Source organism: Pseudofulvimonas gallinarii (assembly GCF_004343305.1).
Lineage (GTDB): Bacteria > Pseudomonadota > Gammaproteobacteria > Xanthomonadales > UBA2363 > Pseudofulvimonas > Pseudofulvimonas gallinarii.
Window position 1 is genome coordinate 69026 of the sequence record NZ_SMAF01000009.1, and the last position, 18847, is coordinate 87872.

At 68.8% G+C, this 18847-nt stretch carries 17 protein-coding genes; 8 read left to right on the plus strand and 9 right to left on the minus strand.

What is annotated here, in order from left to right:
- The first annotated feature begins 99 nt into the window (after nt 1-99).
- Nucleotides 100-1308, plus strand: a complete 1209-nt coding sequence (gspF, locus tag EDC25_RS08085; protein WP_123520770.1) for a type II secretion system inner membrane protein GspF — start codon at nt 100-102, stop codon at nt 1306-1308.
- Nucleotides 1309-1311: 3 nt separating this feature from the next.
- Here gspF and EDC25_RS08090 read toward each other — a convergent pair whose 3' ends face one another.
- The 4 genes from EDC25_RS08090 to EDC25_RS08105 form a co-directional block, all read right to left on the minus strand.
- Nucleotides 1312-1944, minus strand: a complete 633-nt coding sequence (locus EDC25_RS08090) for a hypothetical protein (RefSeq protein WP_123520769.1) — start codon at nt 1942-1944, stop codon at nt 1312-1314.
- 91 nt (nt 1945-2035) lie between these two features.
- On the minus strand, nt 2036-4621 hold the full coding sequence (gene clpB, locus EDC25_RS08095; RefSeq protein WP_123520768.1) for an ATP-dependent chaperone ClpB: 2586 nt from the start codon (nt 4619-4621) through the stop codon (nt 2036-2038).
- 365 nt (nt 4622-4986) lie between these two features.
- Nucleotides 4987-7698, minus strand: a complete 2712-nt coding sequence (locus EDC25_RS08100; RefSeq protein ID WP_132577399.1) for a serine/threonine-protein kinase — start codon at nt 7696-7698, stop codon at nt 4987-4989.
- 3 nt (nt 7699-7701) lie between these two features.
- Nucleotides 7702-8262 carry an ECF-type sigma factor gene (locus tag EDC25_RS08105; RefSeq protein ID WP_205984830.1) on the minus strand — a complete coding sequence of 187 codons (561 nt, stop codon included), beginning with the start codon at nt 8260-8262 and terminating at the stop codon, nt 7702-7704.
- Between the two features lie 405 nt (nt 8263-8667).
- Between EDC25_RS08105 and EDC25_RS08110 the strand changes: the two genes are divergently transcribed.
- From EDC25_RS08110 to EDC25_RS08120, 3 genes are all read left to right on the plus strand, one after another.
- Nucleotides 8668-9582 (plus strand): LCCL domain-containing protein, encoded by a 915-nt coding sequence (locus EDC25_RS08110; RefSeq protein ID WP_123520765.1) that lies wholly within the window; start codon nt 8668-8670, stop codon nt 9580-9582.
- Nucleotides 9583-9602: 20 nt separating this feature from the next.
- A complete protein-coding gene (locus EDC25_RS08115) occupies nt 9603-10214 on the plus strand; it encodes an SHOCT domain-containing protein (protein ID WP_123520764.1) in 612 nt (203 codons plus the stop codon).
- 65 nt (nt 10215-10279) lie between these two features.
- Nucleotides 10280-10645: a hypothetical protein gene (locus EDC25_RS08120; protein WP_123520763.1), complete on the plus strand. Its 366-nt coding sequence runs from the start codon at nt 10280-10282 to the stop codon at nt 10643-10645.
- 51 nt (nt 10646-10696) lie between these two features.
- On the opposite strand, the gene EDC25_RS08125 is transcribed toward EDC25_RS08120, so the two are convergent.
- Genes EDC25_RS08125 through rluD form a run of 4 tightly spaced genes read right to left on the minus strand, consistent with a single transcriptional unit; the run spans nt 10697 to nt 13434 of the window.
- Nucleotides 10697-11122, minus strand: coding sequence for a thiol-disulfide oxidoreductase DCC family protein (locus EDC25_RS08125; protein WP_123520762.1), 426 nt, complete (start codon nt 11120-11122; stop codon nt 10697-10699).
- Nucleotides 11097-11624, minus strand: coding sequence for a DUF4166 domain-containing protein (locus tag EDC25_RS08130; protein ID WP_123520761.1), 528 nt, complete (start codon nt 11622-11624; stop codon nt 11097-11099). The genes EDC25_RS08125 and EDC25_RS08130 overlap by 26 nt, the downstream gene beginning before the upstream one ends.
- Before the next feature lie 12 nt (nt 11625-11636).
- Nucleotides 11637-12407 (minus strand): peptidoglycan editing factor PgeF, encoded by a 771-nt coding sequence (pgeF, locus tag EDC25_RS08135; protein ID WP_123520774.1) that lies wholly within the window; start codon nt 12405-12407, stop codon nt 11637-11639.
- Nucleotides 12408-12444: 37 nt separating this feature from the next.
- The gene (gene rluD / locus EDC25_RS08140) at nt 12445-13434 is read right to left on the minus strand and encodes a 23S rRNA pseudouridine(1911/1915/1917) synthase RluD (protein ID WP_123520760.1); all 990 of its coding nucleotides are present in this window, start codon (nt 13432-13434) and stop codon (nt 12445-12447) included.
- Between the two features lie 27 nt (nt 13435-13461).
- Here rluD and EDC25_RS08145 point away from each other — a divergent pair, with 27 nt between their 5' ends.
- A complete protein-coding gene (locus EDC25_RS08145; protein WP_205984829.1) occupies nt 13462-14277 on the plus strand; it encodes an outer membrane protein assembly factor BamD in 816 nt (271 codons plus the stop codon).
- Nucleotides 14278-14314: 37 nt separating this feature from the next.
- Here the strand turns inward: EDC25_RS08145 and EDC25_RS08150 are convergent, their stop codons facing one another.
- Nucleotides 14315-14944 carry an arylesterase gene (locus EDC25_RS08150; RefSeq protein ID WP_123520759.1) on the minus strand — a complete coding sequence of 210 codons (630 nt, stop codon included), beginning with the start codon at nt 14942-14944 and terminating at the stop codon, nt 14315-14317.
- 31 nt (nt 14945-14975) lie between these two features.
- Here EDC25_RS08150 and EDC25_RS08155 point away from each other — a divergent pair, with 31 nt between their 5' ends.
- The 3 genes from EDC25_RS08155 (at nt 14976) to EDC25_RS08165 (ending at nt 18831) form a co-directional block, all read left to right on the plus strand.
- On the plus strand, nt 14976-15641 hold the full coding sequence (locus EDC25_RS08155) for an ABC transporter ATP-binding protein (protein WP_240639556.1): 666 nt from the start codon (nt 14976-14978) through the stop codon (nt 15639-15641).
- Nucleotides 15638-18106: an ABC transporter permease gene (locus tag EDC25_RS08160; RefSeq protein WP_132577400.1), complete on the plus strand. Its 2469-nt coding sequence runs from the start codon at nt 15638-15640 to the stop codon at nt 18104-18106. Before EDC25_RS08155 ends, EDC25_RS08160 begins: the two co-directional genes overlap by 4 nt.
- Nucleotides 18107-18483: 377 nt before the next feature.
- Nucleotides 18484-18831 (plus strand): DMT family protein, encoded by a 348-nt coding sequence (locus EDC25_RS08165; RefSeq protein WP_123520756.1) that lies wholly within the window; start codon nt 18484-18486, stop codon nt 18829-18831.
- Nucleotides 18832-18847 lie beyond the last annotated feature (16 nt).

Consider the following 18847-nt stretch of genomic DNA (forward strand, 5'->3'; position numbering starts at 1 on the left):
CCCCGGATGAAGCCAGCGCCCGATGCGGTCATACTTCCCGCCTGCGCGGCGACCAGCCAGGTCGACGCCCTGCCCGACCCGCCCGGAACAGGACCCGCAATGCCGGCTTTCGAATACCAGGCCCTCGACAACGATGGTCGCCGCCGCAAGGGGGTGATCGAGGCGGACAGCCCGCGCGGCGCGCGCGCCCTGCTGCGCGAGCGCGGCCTTTCGCCCCTGGCGGTGGACGCCGCGGCGTCCGACGCGCGCCCAGGCCAGGTGCTGTTCCGGCGCCGGCTTGGCGGCGGCGCCCTGGCGCTGCTCACCCGCGAGCTGGCCACCCTGCTGGCGGCCGGCCTGCCGATCGAGGAGGCGCTGGGCGCCCTGGCGGAACAGGCGGAAGACCCGCATCAGCGCGGCGTACTGGCCAATCTCCGCGCCCGCGTGCGCGAGGGCAGCAGCCTGGCGGCGGCGCTGGCCGAGCAGCCGGGTCAGTTCCCCGAGTATTTCCGCGCCTCGGTCGCCGCCGCCGAGCAGAGCGGCCGCATCGACTCGGTGCTGGCCCGCCTGGCGGACTACGCCGAAAGCCATGCCGCGCTGCGTCGACGGGTGTGGATGGCCCTGCTCTATCCGTTGCTGCTGACGGGTGTGGCGCTGATGGTGGTGGCCGGGCTGCTTCTCTATGTGGTGCCGCAGGTGATCGAGGTGTTCTCGTCGCTCAATCGCGAACTGCCATGGCTGACCCGGGCGCTGATTGCGCTGTCGGAAGCCCTGCCGCGCTTCGGGCCCTGGCTGCTGGCGCTGGCCGTACTGGCCGGGGTCGGCATCCGCGCCCTGCTGCGCGATCCGGCGCGGCGGGCAAGCTGGCAATCACTGCTGCTGCGCCTGCCGCTGATTGGCCGCCTGCGACTGGCGCTGGATACCTCGCGCTTCACACGCACCCTCGGCTTGCTGACCGGCAGTGGGGTACCGATGCTGGACGCGCTGCGCATGGCGACGGGCACGGCGGGGCTGCTGCCATTGCGGCAGGCCCTCGAACGCGCCGGCGCACGCGTCCGCGAAGGCGCCGGGCTGGCTGTCTCGCTGGCAGAGAGCCGGTTGTTCCCGCCTGTCACGCTGCGCCTGATCGGCAACGGCGAGCGCGCCGGCCGCCTGCCGGCGATGCTCGACCAGGCCGCCGACCACGAGGCGACGCTGCTGGAGAACCGGCTGTCCACCTTTGTGGCCGTGTTGGGCCCGGCGATGATCCTGCTTGTCGGCGTGCTGGTGCTGGCCATCGTGCTGGCCATCCTGCTGCCGATCTTCGAACTCAATACCCTGCTCGGCTGAGCGTCAGCCGTATGGGCGCTGCGACGGCCGGCGCAGCATCCATTTCGCCGCCGCGAGAGCACCGAAGTAGAGGACACCGAAAGCCAGCAGCCGGTGCGGCGATTCGACCCAGAGGCCGCTTCCAGTGAGACCGAGCGACGCGACCACGTCCGGCTGCAGCCCAAGGCGTGGCAGCGGCAGCAATGAAGTCAGCAACACGCCGCCGACATACAACGCCGCCGACAGCGCCCACAGCTGCATCTGCACGGCGGCTTCCCCCTTCGGCATCGCTCGTCCCGGCAGCACGCCGATGAACTTGGCCAGCAGCAGCCAGCCGACGACCAGCAGGGGCCACCACTGCCGGAATATCACCACGAACATGCCCGTGAAGGCGAGGTAGAACAGGCCGACGCCGGCAATGAATCCAATGCGCCTGCGACGCGAGGTCTTCGGGTCAAGCGCAATGCCACCCAGCATGCCGCTGGCATGAACGGTCAGGAACTCCACCAGCATGATCAGCAGTGCGGTCTCGACGTGGCCGGCGCCGAAAATGTCCGGCTGCAGCCACAGCGCAAGGAAGTAGCCGGCCGTCAGCGCATCCGGTACTGCGCCGGCGATGCGCTGCCACGTCACGGTGCCGCCGAGGGAGCTGCCCATGTGGACAAGGATAGTGGCGCACCGGAGGCATGGGCACGCGTCGGACGCGGACCGCCGCGACCGCCGCGACCGCCGGCTCACGCCGGCGGGATCAGCCCTTGCCGAATACCAGGTGGCTGTCGCCGGCGCTGACGGTCACGGTATCGCCCGCCAGATATTCGCCGGCGAGGATCTTCTGCGCCAGCGGATTCTCCAGCTGCTGCTGGATCGCCCGCTTCAGCGGCCGGGCGCCGTACACCGGATCAAAGCCGGCCTGGCCGAGCAGGTCCAGCGCCGCCTCGTCCAGCTGCAGCGCAAGGTCGCGCTCCGCCAGTCGCGCCCGCAGGCGGTCGACCTGGATCGACGCGATCGCGCGGATCTGGTCCTTCTTCAGCGGATGGAAGACGACGATCTCGTCGAGGCGGTTGATGAACTCCGGCCGGAAATGCGCCTGCACCGCGCCCATCACCGCAGCGCGCATCTGCACGTAGGCCTCCGGCGTTTCGTCGCCGGCCAGCTCCTGGATCAGGTGCGACCCGAGGTTGCTGGTCAGCACGATGACCGTGTTGCGGAAATCGACGGTGCGGCCCTGGCCGTCGGTGAGGCGGCCGTCATCGAGCACCTGCAGCAGCACATTGAACACATCCGGATGCGCCTTCTCGACCTCGTCGAGCAGCAGCACCGAATACGGCCGGCGACGCACGGCCTCGGTGAGGTAACCGCCCTCCTCGTAACCGACGTAGCCCGGAGGCGCGCCGATCAGGCGTGCGACGCTGTGCTTCTCCATGAACTCGCTCATATCGATGCGCACCATCGCTTCGTCGGTATCGAACAGGAACTGGGCGAGCGCCTTGCACAGCTCGGTCTTGCCGACGCCGGTGGGACCCAGGAACAGGAACGAACCGCTGGGACGGTTGGGGTCGGCGAGGCCGGCGCGCGAACGACGCACCGCGTCGGCGACCGCGCGCACCGCCTCGTCCTGGCCGACGACGCGCTGGTGCAGCGCGTCCTCCATGCGCAGCAGCCTGTCGCGTTCGCCCTCGAGCATCTTGCTCACCGGAATGCCGGTCCAGCGCGACACGACCTCGGCGATCTCCTCGGCGGTGACCTTGTCCTGCAGCAGCTGGAAACCCTGGGTTTCCGCCTTCTGCGCAGAAGCCAGTTGCGCTTCCAGCTCCGGCAGCCGCGAATGCTGCAACTCGCCGGCGCGGGCGTAATCGCCTTCGCGCAGCGCGCGATCCAGTTCGATGCGGACGCGCTCGATGTCTTCCTTCAGGCGCGTCACGCCCTGCACCGCGGCCTTTTCGCCCTTCCAGATTTCCTCCAGGTCGGAATACTCGCGCTCCAGTTCGGCGATCGCGGCCTCGAGGTCGTCCAGCCGCTGCTTCGAAGCGGCGTCGGTTTCCTTCTTCAGCGCCTCGCGCTGGATCTTCAGCTGGATCAGGCGGCGTTCCTTGCGGTCCAGTTCCTCCGGCTTGGAGTCGATTTCCATGCGGATGCGCGAGGCCGCCTCGTCCATCAGGTCGATGGCCTTGTCGGGCAGCTGGCGGTCGGTGATGTAGCGGTTGGACAGCGTCGCAGCGGCGACCACGGCCGGGTCGGTGATCTCGACGCCGTGGTGGACGGCGTAGCGCTCCTTCAGACCGCGCAGGATCGCGATGGTGTCCTCGACACTGGGTTCGCCGACGAACACTTTCTGGAAGCGGCGCTCCAGCGCCGCGTCCTTTTCGATGTACTTGCGGTATTCGTCGAGCGTGGTCGCGCCGACGCAATGCAGTTCGCCACGCGCGAGGGCGGGCTTGAGCATGTTGCCGGCGTCCATGGCGCCATCGGCCTTGCCTGCGCCGACCATGGTGTGCAGCTCGTCGATGAACAGGATGATCTGGCCTTCGTTCTTCGCCAGGTCCTTGAGCACCGCCTTGAGGCGTTCCTCGAATTCGCCGCGGAACTTCGCGCCGGCGATCAGCGCCCCCATGTCCAGCGAAAGCACGCGCTTGCCACGCAGACCCTCCGGCACTTCGTTGTGGATGATGCGCTGCGCGAGGCCTTCGACGATCGCGGTCTTGCCGACGCCGGGTTCGCCGATCAGTACCGGATTGTTCTTGGTCCGCCGGCTCAGCACCTGCACCACGCGGCGGATTTCCTCGTCACGGCCGATGACCGGATCGAGCTTGCCCTGCTCGGCGCGAGCCGTGAGGTCGATGGTGTACTTCTCCAGCGCCTGGCGCTGGTCCTCGGCCGACTGGTCGCTGACGCTTTCGCCACCGCGCATGGCCGCGATCGCCTGTTCCAGCCGGGCGCGCTGCACGCCGGCGGCGGCCAGCGCCTGGCCGGCCGCGCCCTTGTCGTCGAGGGCCGCGAGCACGAACAGTTCGCTGGCGATGAAGGCATCGCCGCGCTGCTGCGCCAGCTTGTCGGTGAGGTTGAGCAGCCGTGTCAGGTCGTTGCCGATATTGAGGTTGCCCTCCTGGCCTTTCACCTGCGGCAGGTTGTCCAGCGCTTCGCCCAGGCGCTGGCGCAGCACCGGGACATTGGCGCCGGCCTGCGCGAGCAGTGGACGGACGCTGCCGCCCTGTTGGTCGAGCAGCGCCACCAGCACGTGCGCCGGTTCGATCATGTTGTGGTCGCGGCCAACGGCCAGCGACTGGGCGTCGGCCAGGGCCTGCTGGAAGCGCGACGTCAGCTTGTCCATGCGCATGTGCGGATCCTTGTAGCGAACAGGGGAGGAACGCGAATGTCCTGACCGCAAGGTGCGGCTGAGTGGCCCGTTTTCAAGCCGTCGCCGCAGTCCGCTGGCCGGTCCGGCTCATCGCATAGGGACAGGCCTGCACTGCTGGGGCCACAATCTCATGGGCCAGCTCGGCAATGGGCGCCCAGGGCATGACGCGGTGCCGACGCCGCTGCGCCTGGACGGCTTGTTCGAGCACGGCTTCGAATCGCCATGACCGCTGTGGCACCGGTCGCAGACCGTGCCGGCAGCAAGACAGCGCCACCAGTGCCGCGCCTGCCGTCCGGGAGGCTACAAAGGCTCGAATGGTCTTACCGCACCGGCTTCCGGCGCACTCAGCCTTCCGGGCTTGCCAGGGCGGCGATCTGTGCCAGGTAGGATTCGGCGCGATGCGGCTGGCCGGTGCTGGCATAGATGTCGGCCAGCAGTTGGGCGTTGTTGCGCAGGGCGTTCGGCCGCACCGGCACCGGTGATGCCTGGTAGATGCGTTCGACATCCAGTGCCATGGCTTCGGCCTCGGCGACATGGCCAGCCTGGAACAGCGTGCGTGCCTGGATCATGCGGAAGTTGGCAAGGATCCACTCGTCGGGCCGGTACAGACGCTCCGCCTCCTGCAAGGCCTGTTCGCCCCACTGGATGGATTCCTCAAGTCTTCCCAGGCTGCGGAGGCTGGACGACAGGTTGATCGCGGTCGTGGCACGGCCACGTGAAAGGTCGTCGCCGGCCAATTCGTCATAGATCGCCCAGGAGCGCTCGTAGTGCACCAGTGTGCCTTCGAAGTCGCCCATGTCGGCGAGCGCCGTCGCCACCAGGGCATGGCTGTTGGCCAGGGCGCGATGCGCGGCCGGATACAGCTGCTCGGCGATGGCCAGTGATGCGCGATAGGCGTCCAGCGCCGCGGCACTGTCGCCAAGGTTGCGATGCAACGTTCCGGACAGCGCCAGCAGCCGATCCAGGCGGCGGCTGGGGCGACTGCCCAGCGCGCGCTCGATGCCAATCGCCTCGTTGGCGATGTCCAGCGCCGCCTGCCACTGCCCGGCGCGCTCGATCACGTAGACCACGCCGAGCATGGCGGACACGGTGGCGGGATGCTGCGCGCCGTACACCTGTCGCTGCATTGTCAGAGCCTGGTCGGCCACCTGCCGCGCGCGCTCGTGCTGGCCCAGGATCGAAAAGCTGTCGGCCATTTCCATCAGCAACGTTGCCAGCGTGTCGCGTCGCCCTGGATCGGTGCCAAGTTCCGCCCGCGCGCGCTCGAACCATTCCAGTGCTTCGACGTGCCGCTCGCGCCGGGCGGCGATATAGCCACGACGCTGCAGCAGTTCGGCACGATGCACCGTATCCGACGCAGGCACCGCCAGCAACGCCTGCTGCACCGATGCTTCTGCTTCATCCAGCCGCGAGTTGGCCAGATACATATTGGCCAGGGCCAGGTGCAATGACCAGTGGTCGTCGCCACCGTCGCGTGCCGCTTCCAGCAAGACCAGCGCCTCGTCGACGCGGTCGACGCCGCGCAGTGCCTCGGCCTGACCGACCAGTAGCGCGAGGCGACCCTCATCATCTTCGTCGGAAAGCTGCGTCTGCACCTGTCGCGCCCGTTCGTACAGCGGCAAAGCCAGGGCATGCTGGCCCAGGCTGCGCCGTACCTCAGCCACCTGCAGCAGGGCGGCGACTTGCACCGCCGGCGCTGCCCCGAGCTCGCTGTCGATGCGCATTGCCGTGGAATCGAGCAGCTCCGACAGTGTCAGGGCGGCGCCGCGCTCCTGCGCCGGATCGGCCGCCTGAATCGATGACAGCAAAAGGCCGGTGGCGGCGCGGGCGCGCGCGGACTCCAGCTCGGCACGGTCACGTTGCGCCACCAGATCGGCAGCTTGCAGCGCCAGCAATCCTGCCAGCACGGTGATGGCGACGACAGCTGCCGTCGACAGCGGCAGCAGCACCGGACGGCGGCGCAAAAGCGTGCGCAGGCGGTAGCCAGGGCTGTCGGGACGTGCCGATACCGGCCGCCGCACCAGCACCGCGCGCAGGTCATCGGCAAAAGCAGCGGCACTGGCGTAACGTCGTGCCGGGTCGACATGCATCGCCCGGGCGATCACTGCTTCGATGTCACGTGGTGCGCCGGATACACGTGTGCGCAGCGGCGACGCGCCGCGCTCGATCCGCCGCAACGCCTCGGTCACCGGCACACCGGCAAGCTGGAAGGGACGCTGTCCGCTCACCACCTCGTAGCAGATGGCACCCAGCGCGTAAAGGTCGCTGGCCACCGAAGTGACCTCGCCGCGAAGCTGCTCCGGACTGGCGTAATCCGGCGTCAACCAGCGCGCCAGCGTCACCGTCGCGCTGCCCTCTTCGGAGAGCACACGCGACACGCCAAAATCCAGCAGGACCGGGCGACCTTCGGCATCGACCAGGATGTTGTCGGGCTTGAGGTCCAGATGCAGGACCAGCTGTCGATGCGCCGACGCCACCGCATCGGCGATGGCGAGCATCAGCTCGATGCGTCGATGCATCGGCTGCCTGGCGGCATACCGGTCCACGGGCTCGCCATCAACACGATCCAGCACCAGGTAGGGCCAGCCCTCGGCGGAATGACCCCAGTCACGCAGGCGACAAATGGATGGATGATCCAGCCGCGCCAGCACGGCCGCCTCGCGCACGAAGCGCTTGCCGGCATCGGCATCGAACAGCGGCATCGCCAGCAGCTTGATGGCGGCATGTTGTTCGATGCCGTCGCGCACACGGCGGGCCGCGTAGACCACACCCATGCCGCCGCGACCCAGTTCCTCTTCCAGCATCCAGCCGTCAAGTTCGCGGCCGACCAGATCCAGCCACGGCCGCGCCTCGGCATCGGCGTCGGCCAGCGTGCGCCAGACCAACGCTTGCAGGTCCGGCGCGGTGGCGTCGTGGGCATCCAGCAATGCTGCCACCCGTTGCGCCAGCGCTTCATTGTCGATCGCCAGCGCCCGCAACGCCTCGGCGCGCCGCGTCTCCGGCAGCGCCATGAACTCGGCAAACACCTGTTCCAGGCGGAAAGCGTGCTCGTTCATCGCTCACTCCGCCTCGCGGAGGGCATCTGTCAGCCAGGCGCTGGCAAACACCCAGTCGCGCTTGATCGTCGACAGGCTTGCCGCCCGCACTTCGGCAATTTCTTCAAGCGTGAGGCCGCCAAAGCAGCGCAGCACGACCACTTCGGCGGCGCGCGGATGATCGACCGCCAGACGATCCAGCGCGCGATCAAGATCGAGCAGTCGCCCGTCGTCGACATCGGCCTGGCCTTGCGCCAGCGACAGCGTCACCTGGTGCATTCCTCCGCCACGCTTGTCGGCCTGGCGTTCACGTGCCTGATCGACCAGCACATTGCGCATGGTGGCGGACGCCAGCTTGAGAAAGTGTTCGCGGCGCGCCATTGGCTGGCTGGCCGGCGGCCGGATGCGCAGCCACGCCTCGTGCACCAGCTCGGTCGGCGTGAAGGGCGATGCCGACTCGCGACGCAGCCGCGCCGCGGCAATGCCGCGCAATTCACCGTAGACAAGCTGCGCGAGCGTCGACGCCAGCGCCGGGTCGTCCGGATCGTCCTGCCACGCCAGCAGACTGCGGGTTGCCGGCGACATCATCGGCTTGGCCTCCGCCGGCCGTGCACGGCTCCGATATTGCCATGCGCCTGCGACAGCACCAGGCACCGCAGACAGGCGCTTCGTCCAAACGAAGACTTCGCCCGCAGCACTACGACGTGCACCGGCGATGCGTGATCAATGTCCATGGTCAACTCCCAAATCCTTGACCGGCACCCATCTGCACCGCTCACCACTGCGAATGTTTCCGCCAATGCAATGCATCCAAGACTAGCAGGCCAGGACGATCGGCAATCGCGTGCACTGCAATTGTTTACAAGGTTTTGCAATATGCCATGTCGCCACCGTGGCATACCGCGGATGTGGTGAACCGTTTTGCGCCCGGATTGCGCCAGACATCCTGAACGCCGCTTCGCGCGGCCGACCAGCCTGGAGGAACCATCCGTGACCATCGCCCAACGTCTTCTTGCCGCGGCCCTGCTTCTGTTGCTCGCCGGCTGCGGCAGCAAGCAACCCGATCTCGCCGACATCCGCGAGCAGTTCGCACTGGCCGAACTCCCCGGCCTGGTGGAGCTGAAGTCGTTCGAGCTGGATAAGCCACGCAATGTCGGCAGCGAGGAGTCGCCCAGCTGGCTGGCACGCTTCACCGCCGAGGTCGCCGTACGCGAGGACACCTTCGAAATCGAAACCGTGGAAGGCGACACCCGCCTGCTCAAGCCGATACGCAAGGCCGGCGAAGCGTTCAAGCTCTACGGTACCGTGCAGTCCGACCCGGCCGGCGACGGCTGGCGGCACCGCTTCCTGCGCGACGGCAGCAGCAATCCGGTGCTCGGCCGTCCACGCGGCGACTACGGTCCCGATGCTCTGGTCGTCGGCTCCCCGGAAGCGCAGGCCCTGCTCGCCGACATCGAGCGCCGGCGTGACCAGGAGCGTATCGCCGCCGAGGCCACCCGCGCTGCCGAGGCCGCCGAACGCCAGCGCGCCGAAGAGGCCGAAGCGGCCAAGCGCAAGCGCATCGAGGAGGCCGTCGCACGCCACAACGCCGGCTTCGCCCCGGTATCGGCGCGATCGATCTTCACCCGCGCTGGAGACACGCTCAATGTGCTGGTCACCGCGAAGATGGAGTCGAGCACCCGCCGCGGTGAAGTCTATGGCACCGGCCGTTACGCAAATGAATCGGATTTCCCGCGCTCGGTGGTGCATGCCGGCCTGCTCAGGCCCGGCGAAACCGGCATCGTCGAGATCACCTTCTTCTACGAGGCCGGCCTGTTCCAGGGCTCGCCACGCAATGGCGTGGATTCGCTGGACACCAGCAAATGGAACACCTATTCGATGCGCCTGCTCGAGCGCATCGACTGAGCGCGCCAGGGAGACAACGCATGAACACCATCGATCGTGCCAGCGTCGATCGGGCGCTGGCACGGGCCCGTATGACCCGCCGCATCGCGGCGACCGTCTGGACAGCGCTGGGAATGGGGGTACTGCTGCTCCTCAACAAGCTGCGGCAAACGCCGGAGTTGGCATTGCGGTACAGCCGGCAAACCCAGGAGGAAGTGGGCTACTGGGTGATGGCGCTGGTGGCGCTGTTTCTGGTCACGCTGATGTGCTGGGCCATGGCCGTCTCGGCCCGGCGCAGCCTGCGTGGACACCTGGAGCCGTATCCGGCAACGATTCTTCGCCGGCTTGCGCAAGCCCGCGCAAGTTGCGATATCAGCACACAGGTCGAAGCCGAGAGCGAACTGCGGCGACTTGAACCTCATCGTGACGCCGCCGATGCCGCGCCGGCGGTCGCCGCTGCCGGCGAAGCGACGTCGACCAGCGCACCCGGCGCACCCGCAGCTACCACGACGGCGGCGGCCGACAACCGCTCGCCGGCCGTCGCTGGCGACCGCTACGACCAACTGGCGAAGGTGAAGCGCCTGCTCGATGACGGCGTGTTGGATGCCGTCGAATACGCGCGCGAACGCCAGCGTATCCTCGCCCGCGACTGATCTACCACAGACCGTCGCATTCTGCCGAATTCACGCAAGCAAGCCAGTTACGGAGTGAAATATCCATGATCGCTACTCTCATTCGCCTCACCCTGATCGGTGCCACGGCGCTGACCACCGGCTGTGGCAGCAACGCAGCCAGCAACGCCTGCGATGGCATTACGTTCACGCCGTTCATCGAGACCGTCACCACACGTCTGGCGGTCAATCGACCGGTGCATGCACGGATACACAACGCCGGCACGGAACCGCGCCGGGTGACCATCGCGGTGCAGGATGCGGTGGGCCGACGCCAGCTTGAAGGCCCGTTCCGCATCGAAGCCGGCAGCGTTGTCGAACACATCATCGGTGCTGTCACCCTTGATGCCGGACGCTCAATCCTTGAACTCAAGGCACGCGGCTTCGACTTCGTTGTCGAACGCTGCGAATAGGCGACTGCCTGCACCCGCATCGAAACGCACCGCCGAGGCGGTCGGGAAGACCTACAGAAACCGCTCGCGGAGCGCGGCATCGGGCAGCAGGCACTGCTCACGACGGCCGAACCAGCGGTAGCGGTTGCGCGCGATGCAGCGATACAGCGGATCGCGCAGCAGGCCCGGCACAATGCGCAGCGCGCCAGCCAAGCGCCATGCGCCGCCCAGGCCGGTGAGCACGGCGAGGATGGCGTCGGTATCGCGGCGGGCAAGATCGCCATCGACCAGCAACATCGAGGCAGGATCATCAGGGTCCAGGCCGTGCTGTTGCAGCAGCGCGCGACCCGCATCGTCCTGCATGGCGGCGAAGCGGTATCGGCGGCGATGGTCATGGTGCAGCAGGAAGCGGACCCAGCCATTGCACAGCAGGCAAACGCCATCGAACACGATCACCGGCCCGGGTGATGTTTCAGGTGGGTTCGAGCCAGCCTTCATACGCGATCACTTCGCCAAGCAGCGGCAGCGCGGCCTGCACCTGGAAAGCATAACGGCCGTCGCGCTGATATTCACGACAGCACACACCGGCGAACCAGGATGCCGGCAGCGGCAGTACGCCGAACAGGCGGACCGAGCGCACCGTCCAGTGGATCGCGCCATCCAGCGCATCAAGGCGGAAGACGAAGCGCAGCGGACCCAGTGCCTCGACCAGCACGCCATCGACGGCACGCAGTTGCGAGTGCATGGCATGGCCGGCGAAATGACGTTGCCAGGTTTCAACGCCCTTGCTGCAACGGAGTTGCACGCGCAGCGGCGACTCGCCCATGCCCGGCGGCAGGCCTGCCATCCACGCACAGCAACCCGCCAGCAGGCCGCTGCCGCGACGGACGACCACGCATCCGCTCCACACGGCGGTGCCGGTACTGGCATGCAGGCGCTGCACGGCCGGCGCCAGCGTCGCGAAGGCTTCGCCCAGGACGGTGCGGAACGCGGCGGGCATGATCCAGGCGCCTCAGTCGCGCAGCCAGATCAGACTGGCCATGCGACCCGTGCGGCCGTCGCGGCGATGCGAATAGAAGCGCCGGTCGCTGATCGTGCAGTGTCCGCCGCCGCTGATGTGGTGCACACCGACGGCAGCCAGCCGGCGCCGCGCCAGTGCGTACAGGTCCACATGCCAGTGACGGGGTCGCGTCGGCTCGAACACCGTCGCGGCACCACTGTCGCGGTCAACGAAAGCGGCACGGACCTCCTCGCCGACTTCATAGGCGGAAGCACCCGCGGCCGGTCCCAGCCAGGCGGAAATCCGCGATGCCGGTGCGGCCATGGCCGCGACCGTCGCTTCCAGGACGCCGGCCGCCAGTCCGCGCCAGCCGGCATGGGCGGCGGCGATGACGCTGCCATCGTCGGCGGCGAACAGCACCGGCAGGCAATCGGCGGTCAATACCGCCAGCACCGCACCCGGCGTGCGGGTGACCGCCGCATCGGCAACCGGCTCGTCGTCGATGGGCATGGGTCCGGGCAGCCGGCGATCCACAGGCAGAACGCCGGTACCGTGGACCTGCTGCAGCCACCACGGCGCCGAGGGCAATCCCAGCGCGGACATCAGGCCAAGGCGATTGCCGGCCACGGCCGCCGGCGTGTCGCCGCAACGCGCGCCGAGATTGCAGCGCCCGAACGGTGCCGAGGACACGCCCGGCGCATGGCGGGTCGTCGACACGGCCACGACCGCCGCAGCTGGCGTCCAGTCCGGAATGATCAGGCCGCCACCGTGGTCGTCGCGCATCACCAGGCCGCTCACTTGCGTTCCATTGCCGTCCCTGTCAGCCCGCGCGCAGGACATCGACCAGGGCCGACAGATCGGCCGGCGGTGGTGCCAGCACATCGACGGCCTGGCCGCCATCCGGACTGGCAAACGCCAGCCTCTCGGCGTGCAGTGCCTGGCGTCGCCAGCCGCGCAGGGCTTCACGCACCGGCTCGCTGGCGCCGCGCGGCAGTTTCAGGCCGCCGCCGTACAGCGGATCGCCGACGATGGGGAACCCGATGTGGGCGAGGTGGACGCGGATCTGGTGCGTGCGGCCGGTTTCCAGCCGCAGCTCGAGCAGGCTGTGGTCGCGCCAGCGTTCCCGCACCCGGTAATGCGTGGTGGCGGGCCGGCCGTCCTCGCGAACCGCCTTGCGCAGGCGGTCGCGCGGGTGGCGGCCGATGGGCGCATCGATGCTGTCGCCGGCAATGACCACGCCCTGGACCACGGCGATGTACTGGCGGTGAAGCTCGCGGCGGGCCAGGGCGGCCGTCAGGGCGGTATGGGCCGCCAGCGTGCGGGCGACGACCAGTGCGCCGGAAGTGTCCTTGTCGAGGCGGTGGACGAGACCTGCACGCGGCAGCATCGCCAGTGCCGGTTCGCGGTGGAGCAGGGCATTGACCAGCGTGCCCGAGGACTGCCCGGCGCCCGGATGCACGGTCAGTCCGGGCGGCTTGTTCAGCACCAGGCAGGCGGCGTCCTCATGAAGAATGTCCAGGTCGATCGCCTCGGGTGCATCGTGGCCGACCGGGGCCAGCTCGACGTCGAGAACGAGCACTTCGCCGCCGAGCACGCGCTCGCTGGGCTTGACCGTGCGGCCATCCAGCCGCAGCGCACCGGCTTTCAGCCAGTCGCCGAGCCGGCTGCGCGAATGTTCCGGGAACAGCTCGGCGGCGACCTGGTCGACGCGGCGGCCGCCGGCGCTGTCGGGGACATCGGCTCTGGCCTGCAGCCGTTCAGCCTGGATGGCCCGCTGTTGCGCCGGCCCGTTCGGGGTTTCCGCTATCATCTGCCGTTCTTACCGCTCGATGGAATGATGCGCATGATGCGTTGCCTGCGCCTGTTGTCGCTACTGTCCCTTCTGCTGCTGGTCGCCGCCTGTGGCGGCAAGCGGCTGGACAAGACCGAGACGCTGCCGGTTGACCAGCTGTACGAAATCGCCCGCGAATCGCTCAGCAACGGCAACAACGACCGGGCCATCCGCTACTACCAGCGCCTGATCGCGCGCTTCCCGTTCGGACTGTATACGGAGCAGGCACAACTCGACCTGGCCTTCGCGCTCTACAAGGGAAAAAAGCCCGACCAGGCCATTTCGGCGGTGGACCGCTTCCTGAAGACCTACCCCACCCACAGCAAGGCCGATTACGCCCAATATCTGCGCGGCATCGTCAATTTCTACCGCGAAATGAGCTTCCTCGGGCGCTTCGTCGAGCTTGACCCCGCCCACCGCGACCTCAACGCGCCGCGCCAGGCGTTCACCGACTTCTCCAAGCTGCTGCGCGACTATCCTGACAGCGCCTACGCGGCCGATGCACGCCAGCGCATGGTCTATCTGCGCAATACGCTGGCCCGGCACGAGGTCCAGGTGGCCGCCTATTACCTGCGCCGTCACGCCTACGTCGCGGCCCTCAACCGCAGCAAGTACGTGCTCGAGAACTACCAGCAGGCGCCGGAGACGGGCGACGCGCTGGCCCTGATGGTGGAAGCCTACGAGCGCCTGGGCGAACAGGAACTCGCCGACGACACCCGACGCGTGCTGCAGCTGAACCACCCCGACCACGCCTTCCTGACGGAAGACCGCTCGGTGGTGCGCCGCAAGCCGTTCTGGCGGCGCCTGGTTCCGTTCGGCTGATCCTTGCCGGGACAGCCGCCGCCCGGGACAGCCGAGGTCAGGGCAGGTTCGCCCGGTCTTCGAGGACGCCGGACAGCACCGGCCAGACAGTGTCGAGCAGGCGCGGTTGCGCCTGGGCGGTCGGATGCAGGCCGTCGTCCTGGACCAGTTCCGGTTCCAGCGCGACGCCTTCCAGCAGGAAGGGCACCAGCGCCGTGCCGTGTGCCTGCGACAGCTCCGAATAGATCGAACGCAGCCCGCTACGGTAGCGGCGCCCGAAGTTCACCGGCAGTTCGATGCCCAACAGCACGACGCGCGCGCCCGCCGAGTCCGCCAATTCGATCATCGCCGCGAGGTTGTCGCGGATCTGCGCGATCGCCAGGCCGCGCAGCCCGTCGTTCGCGCCCAGTTCGATGACCAGGACCGACGGCCGATGCGTCGCCAGCAGCCCGGGCAGTCGGGCCAGCCCACCGGCGGTGGTTTCGCCGCTGATGCTGGCGTTGACGACCGGATGGTCGCGGCCCTGGTCCTGCAGCCGCCGCGCCAGCAGCGACACCCAGCCCGACTCCGCCGGCATACCATGGGCGGCGCTGAGTGAATCACCCAGGATGACGATGGTGCCGCCCTTCGCCCAGGCGATGGAGGGCAGCAGCAACACGCACAACAGCACACGGAAGATCGGACGCATGGCGGATACAGGCAGGCAGTTGGACACGGCGATGATCGAGGCGCGCGGGCTGGGCAAGCGCGTGGACGGCCCGGACGGCGCGCTCACCATACTCGAGGGCATCGACCTGGTGCTGAACCCCGGCCGCAGCCTGGCCATCGTCGGGCGCTCGGGTTCCGGCAAGACGACGCTGCTCAGCCTTCTGGCCGGTCTCGACCGCCCGACCAGCGGCCGAAGCTGGCTGCACGGCCATGAGCTCACCGGCCTCGACGAGGAAGCACGCGCCGCCCTGCGGCGGCGCCTGGTCGGTTTCGTCTTCCAGTCCTTCCAGCTGATCCCGACGCTGGACGCGCTGGAGAACGTCATGGTCGCCGCCGACCTGGCGGGTCTCGATGATGCAGCCGACCGTGCCCGGCAGGCGCTGGAACGCGTCGGCCTCGGCACGCGCTTGCGCCACCTGCCGCACCAGATGTCCGGCGGTGAACAGCAACGCGTCGCGCTCGCCCGGGCCTTCGTGCATGCACCACCCATCCTGTTCGCCGACGAGCCGACCGGCAATCTCGATGGCGAGAACGCGCGCAGCGTGACCGGCCTGCTGTTCGACCTGCAGCGCGACCACGGCACCACGCTGGTGCTGGTGACGCACGATCCTGACCTGGCAGCGCGCTGCGACCAGTGCCTGCGCGTCGCCGACGGCCGCAGCGTGGCGCCGGCATGAAACTGCGGCGGCAGATCACCCGCGGACTGGGCGCACAGCTGCGCCAGGGCGAGACGCGTTTGTTCCTGGCCGCGCTGCTGTTCGCCATCGCCGCGCTCACTACGGTGCAGCTGGGCGCGCAGCGCACGCAGAGCCTGCTGCTGGCGAAAGCCGCCGAGGTGAACGGAGGCGACCTCAGCCTGTCCTCCCGGGCGCCGCTGCCCGCCGCGTTTTCCGGGGCCGCGCGTGAAGCCGGCCTGCGCGTCGCGGACAGCCTGGGCTTCCCGACCATGCTGTTCGCCGGCGAGCGCCAGCAGCTGGCCGATGTGAAGGCCGTGGCCGGCGACTATCCCGTCCGCGGCGCCCTGCGCGTGCGCGGCAGCGATGGCGTCGAACGGGATGCGGCCATTCCGCACGGGGGTACCGCCTATGCCGATGCGCGCCTGCTCGACGCGCTGGGTGTCGCACCCGGCGACATGATCGAGTTCGGCGAGCTGGACGTCCGCATCGCCGGCGAGCTGACCGAAGATCCCGACGGCTCCCAGCTGTTCGCGCTGGCGCCGCGCCTGCTGGTGCGGCTGGACGATGCACAGCGCGCCGGCCTGCTCGGCGCCGGCAGCCGGCCCGGTTACCGCCAGCTGTTCGCCGGCGAACCGGCGGCGATCCGGCGCTTTGCCGCGTGGCTGGAGCCCCAGCTCGACGGCGGCCAGCGCCTGCGTCGCGTCGAAGACACCGCCGACACGCTGCGCGGCGCCTATGAGCGCGGCCGCAGCTTCATCGACCTTGCGTTGCTGCTGACGCTGGCCCTCGGCGCGCTGGCCATGTGGCTGGCACTGGCGCGCTTTGCCGAGCGTGAAGCCGACAACGCCGCACTGCTGCGCTGCCTCGGCGCCAGTCGCCGTGACACGCTGCTGCTGCCGCTGGGTCAGGTGTTGCTGCTGTCGCTGCCCTGCCTGCTGCTGGGCATGCTGGCCGGGGCAACGGCTGAACATGTCCTCAGCGGAATGCTGGCGGAACGCTACGCGCTCGACCTGCCCCGGGCGGATCCGGTTGCCGCCCTGCCCGGCGTGCTGATGCTGGCGGTGCTGCTGCTGGCCAGCGTGCTGCCGCCGCTGTTCAGCCTCCTGCGCGTGTCGCCGCTGCGCACGCTGCAGTCGGCCGCGGCAGTGCCCGGTCGCTCCGCCCGCTGGCTGCTGCTGCCGATCCTGGCCCTGCCCGTTGCCGGCGTGCTGCTCGGCGGTACGCCTCGCCTGGTCCTGATCCTCATCGGCGCGCTGGTCGCCGCCGCGCTGCTCTGCGCGCTGCTGGTCTGGCTGGCCGTGCGCGCCATGGCCCTGCTCGCGCCGCGCCTGCGCGGACTGTGGCGCATCGGCCTGACGCGGCTGGCGCGCAAGCCGATGCTCGCCATCCTGCAGGGCACCGCACTCACGCTGAGCCTGACGGCACTGCTGATTGCGACGCAGGTCGGTCCCGACCTGCTGCAACAATGGCGCGCCAGCTTGCCGGCCGACACACCGAACTGGTTCCTGCTCAACATCCAGCCCGAACAGCGCGCGCAGGTCATCGATCGGTTGCAGGACAATGGCGCGGCGCGCCTCGGCCACATGCCGGTGGCCACCGGCCGCCTGGTATCGATCAACGGCAAGCCGGCCAGCGAACACATCCCGCCGGAGCCCTCGATGCAGCGCTGGCGGGATGGTCCGCTCAACCTCAGCTGGAGCGCCGCGATGCCCGAAGGCAACACGCTTGCCGAGGGTGAATGGTGGCAGGGTGACGGCAGCGCCGGCGAGGTTTCGCTGGAACGCGGATTCGCCGGGCGCCTTGGCCTGAAGCTCGGCGACAGCCTCGGCCTGCGCATCGGCGAGCGCGATGTGGACGTGCGCATCACCAACCTTCGCAGCACCGACTGGGATTCCTTCCGCGTGAACTTCTTCGTCGTGCTCGCGCCTGCCGCGGCGAGGGACATCGCCCACGCCTACATCGCCAGCTTCCACCTGCCGCCGGAGAGCGCCGCCATCCGCGAGGTGACGCGCGCCCACGGCAACCTGTCGGCGATCGATGTCGGCGCGATCCTGGCGCGCATCCGCGAGCTCGTCGGCCAGCTCACCAGCGCCGCGCAAGGCCTTCTGCTGCTGGCGCTGGCCGCCTCGGCGCTGGTTCTGCTCGGCGCCCTGGCCTATGCGCAGGCCGAGCGCCGCCGCGAGGCGGCCCTGTTGCGCGCGCTGGGCATCCGGCGCCGCGAACTGGCCAGGCTGCTGGCGCTGGAATGGCTGGGCCTCGGCGCGATCGCCGCGGTCATCGCCAGCGCGCTGGCCGCGACCGCCGGCCTGCTGCTGGGCAGCCAGGTCTTCCAGTTCGACTATCGGCCCTCGGCATCGATGTTCGCCTGGGCACTGTTCGCGGCGCTGGCGGTCTGCGCCCTGGCGGCGTGGACGGCAGCACGCACCGCCACGCGGACGCCGCCGGCCGAATCGCTGCGCGCCTGAGGACGCAGCCGCTGGCAGATCATCCATCCGCAAGCCCCGCGATGAGCCCGCGAAGGTCGGCTCGCGTCCCGTTGCTGCCGGCAGGCGGCTGCCCGCTCACCGCTCACCGTTCACCACTCACAGATCATGGTTCACCGCGCATGGCTGATGGCTGATGGCTGATGGCAGATGGCAGATGGCTGATCGCTGATCGCTGATCGTTGATCGCTGATCGCTCGCCACAATGGCTCATGGCGCGGGGCCACCCGCCCGGCGCTGCTGGCCGTTGGCGGGCCGCAGGGGGAAGCCGGGCAGGCCGGGACCGGAACCTCTCCGCTATTGCGCTGCGCGCGGCAAAGGCGCATAAGGCGCCACCGCCCATCCATTCCGGTGCCGCCATGCCTTCGATGTCCGCCTACCTGACACCGATCCTGCTGCTCATCGGCAGCAACATTTTCATGACCTTTGCCTGGTACGGCCACCTCAAGTACAAGGCCGCGCCATTGATCGCCGTCATCGCCATCAGCTGGTTGATCGCGCTGCCCGAATACCTCCTTCAGGTCCCGGCCAACCGCATGGGCCACGCCGTCTATTCCGCCGTGCAGCTGAAGACCATCCAGGAAATCATCACCCTGTGCGTCTTCGTCGGCTTCTCGGTGTTCTACCTCGGCGAAGCCATCCGCTGGAACCACCTGCTCGGCTTTGCGCTGATCATCGCCGCGGCGTTCCTGATCTTCATGGATTGACGGTCGCCCCCTCATT

Coding starts and splice junctions, on each gene's coding strand:
- EDC25_RS08125 (WP_123520762.1), bottom strand. CDS start 11,122: ATGAAGGCTGGCTCGAACCCACCTGAAACATCACCCGGGCCGGTGATC.
- clpB (WP_123520768.1), bottom strand. CDS start 4,621: ATGCGCATGGACAAGCTGACGTCGCGCTTCCAGCAGGCCCTGGCCGAC.
- EDC25_RS08120 (WP_123520763.1), top strand. CDS start 10,280: ATGATCGCTACTCTCATTCGCCTCACCCTGATCGGTGCCACGGCGCTG.
- EDC25_RS08165 (WP_123520756.1), top strand. CDS start 18,484: ATGCCTTCGATGTCCGCCTACCTGACACCGATCCTGCTGCTCATCGGC.
- EDC25_RS08160 (WP_132577400.1), top strand. CDS start 15,638: ATGAAACTGCGGCGGCAGATCACCCGCGGACTGGGCGCACAGCTGCGC.
- EDC25_RS08115 (WP_123520764.1), top strand. CDS start 9,603: ATGAACACCATCGATCGTGCCAGCGTCGATCGGGCGCTGGCACGGGCC.
- EDC25_RS08145 (WP_205984829.1), top strand. CDS start 13,462: ATGCGCATGATGCGTTGCCTGCGCCTGTTGTCGCTACTGTCCCTTCTG.
- EDC25_RS08130 (WP_123520761.1), bottom strand. CDS start 11,624: ATGCCCGCCGCGTTCCGCACCGTCCTGGGCGAAGCCTTCGCGACGCTG.
- pgeF (WP_123520774.1), bottom strand. CDS start 12,407: ATGCGCGACGACCACGGTGGCGGCCTGATCATTCCGGACTGGACGCCA.
- rluD (WP_123520760.1), bottom strand. CDS start 13,434: ATGATAGCGGAAACCCCGAACGGGCCGGCGCAACAGCGGGCCATCCAG.
- EDC25_RS08105 (WP_205984830.1), bottom strand. CDS start 8,262: ATGTCGCCGGCAACCCGCAGTCTGCTGGCGTGGCAGGACGATCCGGAC.
- EDC25_RS08090 (WP_123520769.1), bottom strand. CDS start 1,944: ATGGGCAGCTCCCTCGGCGGCACCGTGACGTGGCAGCGCATCGCCGGC.
- gspF (WP_123520770.1), top strand. CDS start 100: ATGCCGGCTTTCGAATACCAGGCCCTCGACAACGATGGTCGCCGCCGC.
- EDC25_RS08100 (WP_132577399.1), bottom strand. CDS start 7,698: ATGAACGAGCACGCTTTCCGCCTGGAACAGGTGTTTGCCGAGTTCATG.
- EDC25_RS08155 (WP_240639556.1), top strand. CDS start 14,976: ATGATCGAGGCGCGCGGGCTGGGCAAGCGCGTGGACGGCCCGGACGGC.
- EDC25_RS08150 (WP_123520759.1), bottom strand. CDS start 14,944: ATGCGTCCGATCTTCCGTGTGCTGTTGTGCGTGTTGCTGCTGCCCTCC.